The following is a 15259-nucleotide window of genomic DNA, read 5'->3' on the forward strand; positions in this document are numbered from 1 at the left end:
GCGCGATTGGGATACTGGCAGAGTAACGCGGGGGAAAAAGCGGTCAATTTGCGATCGTTAATTTATTAACGAACTTCACATTAAATTTACATCGTGGTTTTTAACGTCAGTTTATCTGCTTGAAATACGGCGTTATAGCGAGTTTTACTGATTGATTGCGATATTAATAAAAAAGGCGCAGCAAGCTGCGCCCTGATGGGAAGGCGGGGGCGATTACAGCGTTTTCAGCATGGTGACTTCGCAATCGACGTGGCCGGTAGCGCCCATCGCGTGGTCGATGTGTTCGAAGCCCAGATGTTCGTACAGCGCAACGGCCTGCGTCAGGCTGGCGGTGGTCTCGAGGTAACAACAGCGGAAGCCGTGCCGGCGGGCGAAATCCAGCGCCTGCAGCGCCAGGCGTTTCGCCAATCCCTTGCCGCGCAACACCGGCAGGAAATACATCTTCTGCAATTCGCATATATCGTCTGCGCCGCCCTGCAGCGGCGCGATGCCGCCGCCGCCGGCGACCTGGCCGTCTACCTCGATCACCCAGTAAGCGCTGCGCGGCAGGCTGTAGAGCTGATACAGGGCGTCCAGATTGGGATCGGAGACGGTATAGCCTTTATCCGCCGTCAGGCCGTGCTCGGCGGAGACTTCGCGAATGACGTGAGCAATGGCGGCATTGTCTTCCGCCGTGATGGGGCGCACCAGCAGGCGCGCCGGGGTTGCTGTTGTCATGTTTACACTCGCCATTGAAAGAGACCACGTTCGTTTTTCGTTTTTATCGCAGCACGAAACGCGCCGGGGATGATTTCCCGGCGGCGTCCCTGCAGCAGTAATATCTTGTAATAACACCTAACCCGGCCCGGATGCAACGGCGATAAAAAAACAGCGGGGAAGACCCCGCTGTTTTTCAGGCGTTGGCGTGAGCCGGTGGATTACAGCGCGGCGATGGTCGCCTGCTGTTCCTGCAGCTTCACTTTGCCTTCTTTGCAGGCCGCCAGACGATCGCGTTCTTTGGCGACCACCGCTTCCGGCGCGCGCGCCACGAAGCCTTCGTTCGCCAGCTTGCCTTCGATCGCGGCGATTTCCGCATCCAGTTTGCCCATCTCTTTCGCCAGACGCGCGATCTCGGCGTCCTTGTCGATGAAACCGGCCATCGGGATCAGCAGCTCGGCGCCGTCCACCAGCTTGGTGACGGAGACCGGGCCTTTCTCACCGGCCGGCAGCAGGGCGATGGATTCCAGGCGCGCCAGACGGGCGATAAAGCTTTGGTTCTCCTGCACGCGGCGCTGGGCGTCGGCGCTGCAGTTGCGCAGCAGCACGTCGAGCGTTTTGCTTGGCGCGATGTTCATCTCGGCGCGGATGTTGCGCACGGCGATGATGGTTTGCTTGATCCACTCCAGATCGTTCAGCGCCTGCTCGTCTTCCAGCGCGGCGTCGTAGGCCGGGAACGGCTGCAGCATGATGGTGTCTGCGGTCGTGCCGGTCAGCGGCTTCACGCGCTGCCAGATGGTTTCGGTGATGAACGGAATGATCGGGTGCGCCAGGCGCAGCAGCGCTTCCAGCACGGTGATCAGCGTGTGGCGGGTGCCGCGCTGTTCCGCTTCGCTGCCGTTGCTCACCACCGGCTTGGTCAGCTCCAGATACCAGTCGCAGAACTGGTTCCAGGTGAATTCGTACAGAATGTTGGCCGCCAGATCGAAGCGGTAGGTATCCAGCGCTTCGCGGTAGGCTTTCACCGTGCGGTTGAATTCGGCCAGGATCCAGCGATCCGCCAGCGACAGCACTTTCTCGCCGCCGTTGAAGCCGCAGTCGTGCGCTTCGGTGTTCATCAGCACGAAGCGGCTGGCGTTCCACAGCTTGTTACAGAAGTTGCGGTAGCCTTCCAGGCGCTTCATGTCCCAGTTGATGTCGCGGCCGGTCGAGGCCAGCGCCGCCAGGGTGAAACGCAGGGCGTCGGTGCCGTGCGGTTCGATGCCGTTCGGGAACTGCTTCTCGGTGCGCTTGCGGATTTTCTCCGCCAGCTGCGGCTGCATCATGTTGCCGGTGCGTTTTTCCAGCAGATCTTCCAGCGAGATGCCGTCGACCATGTCCAGCGGATCGATCACGTTGCCTTTGGACTTGGACATCTTCTGGCCTTCGTCGTCGCGGATAAGACCGGTCATGTAGACGGTCTTGAACGGCACCTGCGGCTTGCCGTTTTCATCCTTGATGAAGTGCATGGTCAGCATGATCATGCGCGCGATCCAGAAGAAGATGATGTCGAAGCCGCTGACCATCACGCTGGTCGGGTGGAAGGTTTTCAGCGCGTCGGTCTGCTCCGGCCAGCCCAGGGTAGAGAAGGTCCACAGGCCGGACGAGAACCAGGTGTCCAGCACGTCTTCGTCCTGGGTCAGCACCACGTCGGCGCCCAGGTTGTTCTCGCTGCGCACTTCTTCTTCGCTGCGGCCCACGTAGACTTTGCCGTTCACGTCATACCAGGCCGGGATACGGTGGCCCCACCACAGCTGACGCGAGATGCACCAGTCCTGAATGTCGCGCATCCAGCTGAAGTACATGTTTTCGTACTGCTTCGGCACGAACTGGATTTCGCCCTGTTCGACCGCTTCCACCGCCACCTTGGCCAGCGGCGCGGTGCGCACGTACCATTGGTCGGTCAGCATCGGCTCGATCACCACGCCGCCGCGGTCGCCGTAAGGCACCGTCAGGTCGTGCGGTTTGATTTCGTCCAGCAGGCCCAACTGATCGAAGGCGGCAACCACCGCTTTACGCGCCGCGAAGCGCTCCAGGCCGCGGAACTCGGCCGGGATCTCGTTGCAGTAGTCGGTGCAGACTTCGCCCAGGGTGTTGAACACTTCCGCTTCCTGGCGGATGTCGCCGTCGAAGGTCAGAATGTTGATCATCGGCAGGCCGTGGCGTTTGCCGACTTCGTAGTCGTTGAAATCGTGCGCCGGGGTGATCTTCACGCAGCCGGTGCCTTTTTCCATATCGGCGTGTTCGTCGCCGACGATGCGGATGCGGCGGCCGACCAGCGGCAGAATGATCTCTTTGCCGATCAGGTCTTTATAGCGTGGATCTTCCGGGTTGACCGCCACGCCGGTATCGCCCAGCACGGTTTCCGGACGGGTGGTGGCGACCACCAGGTAGTCTTTGCCCTCGGCGGTTTTCGCGCCGTCGGCCAGCGGGTAGCGCAGGTGCCACATCGAGCCTTTGGATTCGCGGTTTTCCACTTCCAGATCGGAGATGGCGGTGCGCAGCTTCGGATCCCAGTTCACCAGGCGCTTGCCGCGGTAGATCAGATCTTCTTTGTGCAGACGGACAAACACTTCGCGCACCGCGTTCGACAGGCCTTCGTCCATGGTGAAGCGCTCGCGCTCCCAGTCCACGGAGTTGCCCAGACGGCGCATCTGGCGGGTGATGGTGCCGCCGGACTCCGCCTTCCACTGCCAGATCTTGTCGATAAACGCGTCACGGCCGTAGTCGTGGCGGGTTTTGCCTTCTTCCGCGGCGATCTTGCGCTCCACCACCATCTGGGTGGCGATGCCGGCGTGGTCGGTGCCCGCCTGCCACAGGGTGTTTTTACCCTGCATGCGCTGATAGCGAATCATGGTGTCCATGATGGTCTGCTGGAACGCGTGGCCCATGTGCAGGCTGCCGGTGACGTTCGGCGGCGGGATCATGATGCAGAAGCTTTCCTGGCTGGTGTCGCCGTTCGGCTTGAAGTAACCCTGATTCTCCCAGTGATCGTACAGCTTCTGTTCGATCTGCTTTGGGTCGTATGCGGTGTCGAGCTGACTGTTTGTCTTTTCCATTCTTTATCGTATTCAGTGAGTTGGCGGCGTAGCCGTGGTCAAATGGAAGCCGACGCTGCGATAGGCCTTGTAACGGTCGCGCGCCAACTGTTTCAGAGTGTCTTCGTAAGGAACGAAGTCTACCACTTCATGGAAAGCGGTAGCAAAATCGGCAAACTGCGGCAGCAGGGCGATCAGCAGATCGCGCGGGGCGTTGCCGCGCTTGCCGGGCCAGCACAGTTCCACCGGCGCGCCGTAGTGCGGCCCTTCGCCGGCCAGGTTGTGCGGCACGAATTCATGCGGCTCGCGCTGCCACAGCGCTTCGTCCAGCCGCTGGGCCTGCTCCTGGCTCTCGCAGGCGATCAGCACCCGCTTGCCGGAACGGAAGCCGTTGGCGGCAACGGCGCAGGCCACGGCCTCATGGGCGCTGAGCGCACCAGACGGTTCCGCGTTGTCGAGCAAATAAAACGTCGCCTGTTTCATTAAGGATCCACCGCTGCCGATAAAAAAATGTAGGGGCACAGCATGCTGTGCCCCTTGGGATTATACCTGAATTACCGCTCAGATTTAATCGTCGCCGTTCAGGCCCGCGCGGTTCAATAGGAACTGCGACAGCAGCGCCACCGGGCGGCCGGTCGCGCCCTTGGCTTTACCGGAACGCCAGGCGGTGCCGGCGATATCCAGGTGCGCCCAGGTGTACTTGCGGGTGAAGCGCGACAGGAAGCAGGCGGCGGTGATGGCGCCGCCAGGGCGGCCACCGATGTTCGCCATGTCGGCGAAGTTGGAGTCCAACTGCTCGTAGTACTCGTCGGCCATCGGCAGGCGCCAGGCGCGGTCGCCGGCCTGCTCGGAAGCGCCCAGCAGCTCGTGCGCCAGCGGGTTGTGGTTCGACATCAGGCCGGTGATGTGGTGGCCCAAGGCGATCACGCAGGCGCCGGTCAGGGTGGCGATGTCGATCACCAGCTCCGGCTCGAAGCGCTCGACGTAGGTCAGGGTGTCGCACAGCACCAGGCGGCCTTCGGCGTCGGTGTTCAGCACCTCGACGGTCTGGCCGGACATGGTGGTCAGCACGTCGCCCGGACGGTACGCCCGGCCGCCCGGCATGTTTTCACAGCCGGCCAGCACGCCGATCACGTTCAGCGGCAGGTTCAGCTCCGCCACCACGCGCATCACGCCGTACACGGTCGCCGCGCCGCACATGTCGTATTTCATCTCGTCCATGCCGTCGGCCGGTTTGATCGAGATGCCGCCGGAGTCGAAGGTCAGCCCTTTGCCTACCAGCACGATCGGCTTAGCGTCCGGATTTGGGTTGCCCTTATATTCCATCACCGACATTAACGACTCGTTTTGCGAACCGGCGCCGACCGCCAGATAGGCGTTCATGCCCAGCTCTTTCATCTGCTGTTCGCCGATGACGCGGGTGGTGATGTGGGTGCTGAAGGCGTCCGCCAGCTGGCGGGCCTGCGAGGCCAGGTAGCCGGCGTTACAGATGTTCGGCGGCATGTTGCCGAGATCTTTGGCCGCCTTGATGCCGGAAGCCACCGCCAGGCCGTGCTGGATAGCGCGCTCGCCGCTGGTGAGCTCACGGCGGGTCGGCACGTTGAACACCATTTTGCGCAGCGGACGACGCGGCTCCACCTTGTTGCTTTTCAGCTGATCGAAGGTGTAGAGCGTCTCTTTGGCGGTTTCCACCGCCTGACGCACTTTCCAGTAGGTATTGCGGCCTTTTACATGCAGCTCGGTCAGGAAGCAGACCGCTTCCATCGAGCCGGTGTCGTTGAGGGTATTGATGGTTTTCTGGATCACCTGCTTGTATTGGCGCTCATCGAGCTCGCGCTCTTTGCCGCAGCCGATCAGCAGGATGCGCTCGGAGAGAATGTTGGGCACATGGTGCAGTAGCAGCGTCTGCCCGACCTTGCCTTCCAGTTCGCCACGGCGCAGCAATGCGCTGATATAACCATCACTGATTTTGTCGAGTTGTTCTGCGATAGGGGACAGGCGGCGCGGTTCGAAAACGCCGACTACAATACAGGCACTGCGCTGTTTTTCCGGGCTACCGCTTTTTACACTGAACTCCATGCACTCTCCTGAATCTTAAAGACAAAGGCGGACGCTACGGCTAGAATAACCGACTCCGTAACGATCTCCCGCCATTTGAGTTAACGGATTATGTTAACCTGAACGGCGTAAATTGCTCTGTTTTGGCGACTATAAGCAAGTTCCTATAGGACACCCAAACGGCTTGATGTTGTAATACTATTTTAGCTGTGAAGGTTGCCATATGATGAGAATAAATGGCGGATTAGCGATGAAATTATCGATTTTCCTGCAAAAAGACAAGTTTTCACAGGCGTAATAAGCGTGATCATCATAAGATATCTGGTACGGGAAACGCTCAAGAGCCAAATCGCCATCCTGTTCATCCTGCTTCTGATCTTCTTTTGTCAGAACCTGGTCAGGGTGTTGGGCGATGCGGTGGACGGCAATATCCCGACAAACTTAGTCCTCTCCCTGCTGGCGCTGGGCGTGCCGAAAATGGCGCAGCTCATCCTGCCTTTGAGCCTGTTTCTCGGCTTGCTGATGACGCTTGGGCGGTTGTATACCGAGAGCGAAATCACCGTTATGCACGCCTGCGGGCTGGGCAAACGCACCCTGATTATCGCCGCCATGATCCTGGCGCTGTTCACCTCTGCGATCGCGGCGGTGAACGTGTTTTGGGCCGGCCCCTGGGCTTCGCGCTATCAGGACGTGGTGGTGAACGAAGCCAAGGCCAACCCGAGCATCGCCGGGCTGGCGGAAGGGCAGTTCAAACCCTCGCAGGACGGCAACGCGGTGCTGTTTATCGGCAACGTGAAGGGCAGCACCTTCAACGACGTGTTCCTGGCGCAACTGCGGCCGAACGGCAACCAACGCCCGTCGGTGGTGGTGGCCGAGCACGGCAACATCGTGCAGCAGAAAGACGGCTCGCAGGTGGTGACGCTCGACAAGGGCACCCGCTTTGAAGGCACCGCGCTGCTGCGCGACTTCCGCATTACCGACTTCAACGACTACAAGGCGGTGATTGGCCACCGTACCGTGGCGGCGGACAACACCGAATCCGAACAGATGTCGATGCAGACGCTGTGGGAGTCCGACGATCCGGATGCGCGCGCCGAGTTCCACTGGCGCCTGACGCTGGTGGTGTCGGTGGCGCTGATGGCGCTGCTGGTGGTGCCGCTCAGCGTGGTGAACCCACGCCAGGGCCGCGTGCTGAGCATGCTGCCGGCCATCCTGCTGTATCTGATCTTCTTCCTGCTGCAGACCTCGCTGCGCTCCAACGCCGGCAAGGGCAAGCTGGATCCGATGCTGTGGCTGTGGCTGGTTAACGGCGTTTACTTCGCGATCGCGCTGGCGCTGAACCTGTGGGATACCGTGCCGATGCGCAAGCTGCGCGCACGCCTGAGAGGAGCGGCCTGATGTTTGGCGTATTAGACCGGTATATCGGTAAAACGATTTTCAACACCATCATTATGACGCTGTTCATGCTGGTGTCGCTGTCCGGCATCATCAAGTTCGTCGATCAGCTGCGCAAGGTCGGCCAGGGCGAATACACCGCGTTGAGCGCCGGCATGTACACCCTGCTGAGCGTGCCGAAAGACATCGAGATCTTCTTCCCGATGGCGGCGCTGCTCGGCGCGCTGCTCGGCCTGGGCCAACTGGCGACGCGCAGCGAACTGGTCGTCATGCAGGCTTCCGGCTTCACCCGGCTGCAGATCGCCGGCTCGGTGATGAAAACCGCCATTCCGCTGGTGCTGCTGACCATGGCGATCGGCGAGTGGGTGGCACCGCAGGGCGAGCAGATGGCGCGCAACTACCGCGCCCAGCAGATGTACGGCGGCTCGCTGCTCTCCACCAAGAGCGGGCTGTGGGCGAAGGATGGCAACGACTTCATCTACATCGAGCGCGTCTCCGGCGACAAAGAACTCTCCGGCGTGAACATCTACCACTTCAACGACCAACGTCGCCTGGAGACGGTGCGCTATGCCGCCACCGCCAGCTTCGAGAACGGAGTGTGGCAGCTTTCGCAGGTGGACACCTCGGATCTGACCGATCCGAAACAGGTGACCGGCACCCAGACGCTGACCGGCGAATGGAAAACCAACCTGACCCCGGACAAGCTGGGCGTGGTGGCGCTGGATCCGGATTCGCTCTCCATCAGCGGGCTGCACAACTACGTGAAGTACCTGAAGCAGAGCGGCCAGGAGGCCAGCCGTTACCAGCTCAACATGTGGAGCAAAATCTTCTCGCCGCTGTCGGTGGCGGTGATGATGCTGATGGCGCTGTCGTTCATCTTCGGCCCGCTGCGCAGCGTGCCGATGGGCATCCGCGTGGTGACCGGCATCAGCTTCGGCTTCCTGTTCTACGTGCTGGATCAGATCTTCGGCCCGCTGAGCCTGGTGTACAGCATGCCGCCGGTGCTGGGCGCGCTGCTGCCGAGCATGCTGTTCCTGCTGATCAGCGTTTATATGCTGCTCAAACGCAAGTAGCGGGGCGATCGGTAGTGAAGAAAGGCGTGGCCGCGGGGCCGCGCCTTTTTTGTTGGTGGGGCATGCCCCCGCCTGTGGTTTTTGTCGTGTTATAGTCACTTCAGCGGCAATGCAGGCAGAGGGAGCACGCAGCCAATGGAAGACGAATACAATCTCAGCAATATCATCGGCAAGCGACTGGAAGCGGCGTTGGGAGAGTTGGGCGATCTCCTGTGGGCGTATGTGGTGTTATCCAAAAAAGACATTGCCTGCATCTTTGGCGTCACCAACTACCCGAGTGAATGGGTAAAAAAGTATCAAGAGCAGGGGTTGCAGTATATTGATCCGGTGGTGCTTACCGCCCGTAACCGCCTGACCCCGTTCGCCTGGGACGAGCAAATCATGGCTGACGCAGGGCTGCACTTTCCCGAGTTGTTCGAACAGGCCCGCGAGTTTGGCGTAACGCACGGCTATACCTTCGTGCTGCACGATTACAACGACAATCTCGTCACGCTTTCCTTTGCCTTCAACGTTGAGCAGAGAGCGGAAGCCATCCAGGCGCTCACCGATCGTAAAGGTGAAATCTCGGTATTGCTGGCCTCAATCCATGAGTCGTATCTGGCACTATCCCCACTTTCAGAAAAAAACGCCGTAGCCCTGGAAAGAAATGCCCGCTTTACCGACAGGGAAAACGAGATCCTTTATTGGGCCAGCGTGGGTAAAACCTACCAGGAAACGGCGATGATCCTGGGCATAAAAACCGGCACCATCAAGTTTCATATGTCCAACGTCGTCAAAAAGTTGGGGGTAACGAATGCCCGACATGCCGTGCGCCTGGGGATGGAGCTTCGGTTGATTAAACCGGTGGAGTGACAGGCTAGCGTACCCGTGGAATACGGAGGCACGGCTGCGCATAAATCATCAGCCGGGATACGTCTGAAGGGAGAAAATATCGGCTGGCGAACAGCGTTTTTCGATTCAAGAGATGATGGGCGTCAATCGGTGTTGATTTGGTCGCGTGTCGGTTCACGTTGAGGACGTAATATAGAGTACCTGCCCCGATCTCTGCGATATGAAATAATAACCTGCATGAACTGATAAAGGTCTAGTAAGGGACTGTACTTTAGTCTAACTGGTTTCTCACCCCTCAAGGCGATACACTTCCCCGGTAATGTTTTGATAAAAAATACAAAAAAAAACCTGACCGCGTAGGGCCAGGTTGCCAATATTGGCCAACACCAGGGAAAATTTTCTTACATCATCTTAAAGCTATTAACTCTGCGGAGGCAAGTGTTCTCTGCTGGTTTTTACGCCTTGAGTGGCTATTTCGTTACGTATGTACGCTATTTTGTGGTGATTTTCGATAGAACCCCAACCAGCTAAAAATAACGTCTCTTTCTTAATGGCGTTATTCCACGTATTTATTTCCCGCCTGATTTTTACCAATGAAAAAATAGTGTTCTCGGAATGTTACGCAACCTCATTCTTTATTGGCTGACACATGGATATGCAATTATTTGCAGCATTGCCATTGCGGCTGGGGATTATTTTTTGCTGGCTGCATTGGTTGAGAAGAGCCGATTGGCGTGGCGAAAGAATACGGTTGGGGCGCGATCTGGCAGATCGCGCCCGGGGGGTTGACGTTGGGGGGAAGCGTTACAGCAGCCAGTCCAGCAACACCACGCCGCACAGGCTGATGGCCCAGGCGATAGTGGTGGGTACCGACCACACCATCATCTGTTGGCGCACGTCCTTGATGCCCATCATGCGGTTGACCACCCAGAACATGCTGTCGTTGAAGTAGCTGAAGAACAGCGCGCCCAGGGTGGCCGCCTGCGCCGCCGCCAGCATATTGACGCCGGGCAGCAGGCTGACGATCGGTGCCGAGATAGAGGCGGCGGTGATCATCGCCACCGTGCCGGAGCCCTGTATCACCCGCACCAGCGTGGCGATGACGAACGGGATCAGCACCGGCGAGATCGGCAGCCCGGCGACCTGTTCCGCCAACTGCGTGCCGGCGCCGCTCTCGCGCAGCACCGCCCCCAGCGCGCCGCCGGCGCCGGTAACCAGCAGGATGATGCCGGCGGTCTGCAGGCCTTCTTCCAGCCGCTCCAGCGTGTCGTGCTTGTTGGCGTGCGGCATCAGGGTGTACACCGCCAGCAGCACGCTGATCGCCAGCGCGATCATCGGCGAGCCGAGAAACGCGAAGCTTTGGCCCCACAGGCTCTCCGCCAGCCAGCCCATGCCCTCGCGCTTGGCCAGCATATTGTTGACCGCGTTGACGAAGATCAGCCCGATCGGCGTCAGGATCGGCAGCAGCGACAACATCAGGCTCGGCAGCGCCTTGCCCTCTTTCTCCGCCAGATACTGCTGATGCGCGGCGCGCAGATCCTGCGGCGCTTCCTCTTCCTGCGGCATAAAGTCCGGGTAGCGCGCGCCCAGCCAGCGCGCATACAGCACGATGCCGATCACGCAGGGAATGGCCAGCACCAGCCCGGCCAGCATCATGGCGCCGATATCCACGCCGAAGATGCCCGCCACGCCCAGCGGCCCCGGTGTCGGCGGCACCGCGTGGTGGGTGAGGATCAGCCCGCCGGCCAGCGCGACGCCGAGCGTCAGCAGGTTGCGCTTGCCCTTTTTCGCCAGCGCCTTGACCAGCGGATAAAGGATGACGAACGCCGAATCGACGAAGATCGGGATGCTGACGATATAGCCGGTGATGGCCAGCGCCCACTCCTCGCGCCTTTTGCCCAGCCACTTGATAAAGCTGTAGGCGATCTGCTCGGCGGCGCCGGAGACCTCCAGCACCCGGCCCATCATCACCCCCAGCCCGATGACGATGCCGATGCTGCCGAGCGTGGAGCCGAAGCCCTTGGTGATGGCGTCGACGGTTTGCGTGGCACCCATGCCGCCGGTAATGCCGGCGATGGAGGCGGCGATCAGCATGGCGATCAGCGCATGCACGCGGGTGCGCAGCACCAGGAAAATCAGCGCAAACACCGCCACCGCCAGCCCGATGATTGGGGTATACATCGCCATGATCAGCCCCCGCCTTGCTGCATGTCGTCGCGGATAAAGGCGCGGATAGCCTGCTCGAAGCTTTCATCGGCGGTGAAGCCCAACTGCTGCGCCCGCGGGGTGTCGAACTCGCCCGGCCAACCGGCGACGATGCGGTTGATGGCGGCGTCCGGCTCGAATCGCACCCGTGCGGCGACGGCGTCACCGGCCACCGCGCGCAGCGCTTCGAGCATCTCCCGCACGCGCACGCTGATGCCGGGCAGGTTGAGCGTGCGCAGCGCGCCGAACGCCGAAGCGGGCAGCGTGGCGGCGTGGATGAAGTTGCTCACCACCGCGGCCGGGCTGGAGAGCCACAGCGCCAGCTCGGCGTCTACCGGGCACACCGCCTGCTCGCCGTGCAGCGGCTCGCGGATGATGCCGCTGGCAAACGACGAGGCCGCCTTGTTCGGCTTGCCCGGCCGCACGCTGATGGTGGGCAGGCGCAGCACGCGGCCATCGACGAAGCCTTTGCGCGCATAGTCGTTGATCAGCAGCTCGCACATCGCCTTCTGCGCGCCGTAGGAGGATTGCGGGGTGACCGCGCAGCGATCGTCGATCACCGGAGGCAGCTCGCCGCCGAACACCGCCAGCGAACTGGTGAAGATGAACTTCATGCCCGGCGCCCGGTGGCGCGCCGCTTCCAGCAGTTGGCGGGTGGCATCGAAATTGACCTGCATGCCGAGATCGAAATCGCTCTCCGCATGGCTGCTGACGATGGCCGCCAGGTGGAACAGCACGCCGCAGTCGGCGTCGATCAGCCGCTCCGCCGCGCCGGGCTGCGACAGATCGAGCGCCAGACACTGCAGGCGCGCATCCGGCAGCGGGGCGGGCGGCGGGGTGATGTCCGCCAGGATCAGCGTGTCGAAGGCCAGCGGGCAACTGCCGTGCAGCAGCGCTTTCGCCAGCCGCTGGCCGAGAAAACCGGCGCCGCCGGTGATGACGATGTTCATATGGTGCTCCTTTCCCTAGCGTTGTTGTTATCAGAGTTGGACGTTGTGCAGTTGCAGACCGCGCTCGCGCAGCAGCTGCTGCGCCTCCGGCGGCAGCGCGGCGTCGCAGATGATGTCGCTCAGCGCCTCCAGCGGGCAGACGCGGAACATGCCGTATTTGCCGTACTTGCTGCTGTCGGAGACCAGCACCCGGCGGCGGGCGACCTCCAGCAGCGCCTGCTTGACCAGCACCTTCTCCTCGTGCGGCGTGGAGAGGCCGTGCTCCAGATCCCACGAGCTGGTGCTGATGAAGGCCACGTCGATATTCAGGCTGCGCAACAGCATGGCGGCGCTGTTACCGACGCAGGAGTAGTTGCGCTGATCCACCTGGCCGCCGGTGTGGAACAGGCTGAGCTGCGGGCGATTCATCAGGTGCTGGATGATGGAAAAATCGTTGGTGACGACCGTCAGATTGAAACGCTCCGCCAGGCTGCGGGCGATCTCGAAGGTGGTGGTGCCGGCGTCCAGATAGACCACCTGGCCGTCTTCCACCAAGCCGGCGGCGTATTTGCCGATCTCGCGCTTGTGGCGATGGTGCAGCTGCGCCTTCTCGCAATAGGCCAGCTCCTGGCGCAGCGCCTCGCTCAGGCGTACGCCGCCGCTGACGCTGACCACCTTGCCTTGCTCTTCCAGCACGCGGATATCGCGCCGCACCGTCATGTGGGAGACGCTCATCAGCTCCGACAGCGCGCTGATGCTCGCCAGCTGATATTCATGCACATAGCGATAGATGTAATCGCGGCGTTCAGACGGGATCATGTTCGCTCCTGTGGCCCCGGCGGCGGCAGGGGCGCCGCGAAGCTGTTATTTTTTGTTATGAAGGAACATCTTCAACCATCGCGATTAACAAGTAAGCGACAGTTATCACAAATGCCGGCGTGGGGGTTGGGGCGGTTTTGTTATTTAACTTTATGATTAATTGCTTATTATTGGGTTTTCTCGGCGTTTTGTTGTGCAACACCATGTTGTGATAATTAATGTGACGCGCCACAAGGTTTGTGAAGCGGTCGGGGCGGTAAAGCGGCGAGGAAGGGCAGGCAAACGTGCGCTGCGGCGCTTTTTTCGACACTTAACTCATTGAACAACGGATAAGTGTTGCGTGACGATCGCGGGAAGGTATAATGCACCCGTTTTCCGCATACTACTTCAGTGCCGAAGTGGCGAAATCGGTAGACGCAGTTGATTCAAAATCAACCGTAGAGATACGTGCCGGTTCGAGTCCGGCCTTCGGCACCATCGGAACATCAATAGACGTCAACGGACGTCTTTTTTTGTGCCTGAAATCCGCGCCATACAAGGCTTTCCGCGATTTTCCTTTCAACAGAAGTCAATCTGAGTCAACCCACATCAAGTCGCTTGTGAGTATAGAACCGAGTATATATGCTGGTTCGATAATGGTTGTATACTCACAGCGGCACATGGAAGGAGAACTTTTATGGCTCTGACAGATGCTAAAGTCCGTTCTGCGAAATCGCAGGAAAAGGACTACACCCTAGTTGATGGGGATGGCATGTTTTTGCTGATTCACCCCAACGGCTCAAAATACTGGCGGTTCCGCTTTCACTTTGGCGGTAAGTAGCACCTGATGGCGTTTGGTGTTTATCCCGAAACATCCCTAGCTGATGCTCGTCAAAAGAGAGAAGAGGCCAGAAGGCTTGTTGCTGCAGGAATCGATCCTCGCGAGCATAAACGTGCTGTAAAAGAGGAGCAGGCAAAAGAGGTCATTACCTTTGAGTCTGTTGCCAGAGATTGGCATGCAACTAACAAGAAATGGTCAGAGGAACACAGTCGGCGGGTGCTTAAAAGTCTGGAAGATAATCTGTTCCATGCAATCGGCAAACGTAGTATTGAGGAGCTGAGAACTCGCGATTTGCTTGCTCCTATCAAAGTTGTAGAAGCTACAGGCCGTTTTGAAGTAGCTTCTCGTCTTCAGCAACGGACAACAGCCATAATGAGGTATGCCGTTCAAAGTGGCTTGATTGATTACAATCCAGCCCAGGAAATGGCAGGTGCGGTTGCTTCCAGTAACCGTGTCCATCGTCCTGCGCTTGAGCTGAAACGCCTGTCTGAACTGCTCCACCGGATTGATGGTTACACGGGACGCTCTTTGACCCGTTTGGCTGTTGAGCTCACCTTGTTAATCTTCATTCGATCCAGTGAATTGCGCTTTGCCCGTTGGTCTGAGATCGATTTTGATACGGCAATGTGGACGATACCGGCAGAACGAGAAGCTATTGAAGGAGTTAAGCACTCTCAACGTGGTTCGAAAATGCGTACACCTCATCTGGTGCCGTTATCCCGACAGGCATTGGATATCCTTAAACAGGTTTATAAGCTCAGCGGCAATCGAAATTTTGTTTTCGTTGGAGATCACAATCCTCGTAAACCGATGAGTGAAAATACAGTGAACAAGGCACTGCGCGTGATGGGATATGACACAAAGGTTGAGGTTTGTGGGCATGGCTTCAGGACGATGGCTTGTAGCTCGTTGATTGAGTGAGGGTTATGGTCTAGAGATGCGGTAGAACGTCAGATGAGCCATATGGAACGAAACTCTGTGTGAGCGGCTTACATTCATAAGGCTGAGCACTTGGATGAGCGTAGGTTGATGCTTCAATGGTGGGCGGATTTTCTGGATGTAAATCGCGAGAAATGGATTAGCCCGTTTGAATTTGGGAAGGATATGTGGGATATGTCAACTGAACTATCTAGAAATATAAATAAATAAATAAATAAAATAATAAAATAATGTGTTTATTGTTGCTAGCCCATAAGTCCATTAATAGATGGCTACTTGGTTCCAATGATTAACCCTGATATGAATGCTGAAACTATTATCTTTGTGCATATTTTTTTAATTTATAAAGATAAATTATCAATGATTGTATTTATTCTAAGTAAATTAACCTTTAGCTATCTCCAGTGATTTATTATT

At 58.6% G+C, this 15259-nt stretch carries 11 protein-coding genes, 1 tRNA gene and 1 pseudogene; 5 read left to right on the top strand and 8 right to left on the bottom strand.

Features of this window, described 5'->3' with window-relative positions; genetic code table 11:
* Positions 1-213: 213 nt before the first annotated feature.
* The 4 genes from SSARUM2_RS02125 to pepA all read right to left on the bottom strand — a co-directional run bounded on the left by SSARUM2_RS02125 (position 214) and on the right by pepA (position 5852).
* Positions 214-717: a GNAT family N-acetyltransferase gene (locus SSARUM2_RS02125; RefSeq protein WP_033636872.1), complete on the bottom strand. Its 504-nt coding sequence runs from the start codon at positions 715-717 to the stop codon at positions 214-216.
* A 200-nt stretch (positions 718-917) separates the two neighbouring features.
* Positions 918-3794: a valine--tRNA ligase gene (locus tag SSARUM2_RS02130; protein ID WP_060452821.1), complete on the bottom strand. Its 2877-nt coding sequence runs from the start codon at positions 3792-3794 to the stop codon at positions 918-920.
* 12 nt (positions 3795-3806) lie between these two features.
* Complete coding sequence (locus tag SSARUM2_RS02135; RefSeq protein WP_033631663.1) at positions 3807-4256, bottom strand: DNA polymerase III subunit chi; 450 nt, start codon at positions 4254-4256, stop codon at positions 3807-3809.
* Between the two features lie 84 nt (positions 4257-4340).
* Complete coding sequence (gene pepA / locus SSARUM2_RS02140) at positions 4341-5852, bottom strand: leucyl aminopeptidase (protein WP_033636874.1); 1512 nt, start codon at positions 5850-5852, stop codon at positions 4341-4343.
* Positions 5853-6134: 282 nt separating this feature from the next.
* Between pepA and lptF the strand changes: the two genes are divergently transcribed.
* From lptF to SSARUM2_RS02155, 3 genes are all read left to right on the top strand, one after another.
* Positions 6135-7229 carry an LPS export ABC transporter permease LptF gene (lptF, locus tag SSARUM2_RS02145; RefSeq protein WP_033636875.1) on the top strand — a complete coding sequence of 365 codons (1095 nt, stop codon included), beginning with the start codon at positions 6135-6137 and terminating at the stop codon, positions 7227-7229.
* Positions 7229-8299: an LPS export ABC transporter permease LptG gene (lptG, locus tag SSARUM2_RS02150; RefSeq protein WP_033636876.1), complete on the top strand. Its 1071-nt coding sequence runs from the start codon at positions 7229-7231 to the stop codon at positions 8297-8299. The genes lptF and lptG overlap by 1 nt, the downstream gene beginning before the upstream one ends.
* 135 nt (positions 8300-8434) lie before the next feature.
* A complete protein-coding gene (locus SSARUM2_RS02155; protein WP_049211804.1) occupies positions 8435-9151 on the top strand; it encodes a LuxR family transcriptional regulator in 717 nt (238 codons plus the stop codon).
* A gap of 783 nt (positions 9152-9934) precedes the next feature.
* Here SSARUM2_RS02155 and SSARUM2_RS02160 read toward each other — a convergent pair.
* From SSARUM2_RS02160 to SSARUM2_RS02175, 4 genes are read right to left on the bottom strand one after another with little or no spacing between them, the layout of a single operon-like run.
* On the bottom strand, positions 9935-11320 hold the full coding sequence (locus tag SSARUM2_RS02160) for a gluconate:H+ symporter (protein WP_074027173.1): 1386 nt from the start codon (positions 11318-11320) through the stop codon (positions 9935-9937).
* Positions 11320-12285, bottom strand: a complete 966-nt coding sequence (gene denD, locus SSARUM2_RS02165) for a D-erythronate dehydrogenase (protein ID WP_060452820.1) — start codon at positions 12283-12285, stop codon at positions 11320-11322. The genes SSARUM2_RS02160 and denD overlap by 1 nt, the downstream gene beginning before the upstream one ends.
* Before the next feature lie 30 nt (positions 12286-12315).
* Positions 12316-13083: a DeoR/GlpR family DNA-binding transcription regulator gene (locus SSARUM2_RS02170; protein WP_033636886.1), complete on the bottom strand. Its 768-nt coding sequence runs from the start codon at positions 13081-13083 to the stop codon at positions 12316-12318.
* A gap of 55 nt (positions 13084-13138) precedes the next feature.
* Complete coding sequence (locus SSARUM2_RS02175; protein ID WP_125460810.1) at positions 13139-13393, bottom strand: hypothetical protein; 255 nt, start codon at positions 13391-13393, stop codon at positions 13139-13141.
* Between the two features lie 82 nt (positions 13394-13475).
* Here SSARUM2_RS02175 and SSARUM2_RS02180 point away from each other — a divergent pair.
* Positions 13476-13560: transfer RNA gene (locus SSARUM2_RS02180), tRNA-Leu, on the top strand.
* Between the two features lie 199 nt (positions 13561-13759).
* Positions 13760-15052 (top strand): annotated as a pseudogene (locus SSARUM2_RS02185) (integrase arm-type DNA-binding domain-containing protein).
* Positions 15053-15259 lie beyond the last annotated feature (207 nt).

It is taken from the genome of Serratia sp. K-E0102, assembly GCF_029962625.1.
Classification (GTDB): Bacteria; Pseudomonadota; Gammaproteobacteria; order Enterobacterales; family Enterobacteriaceae; genus Serratia; species Serratia sarumanii.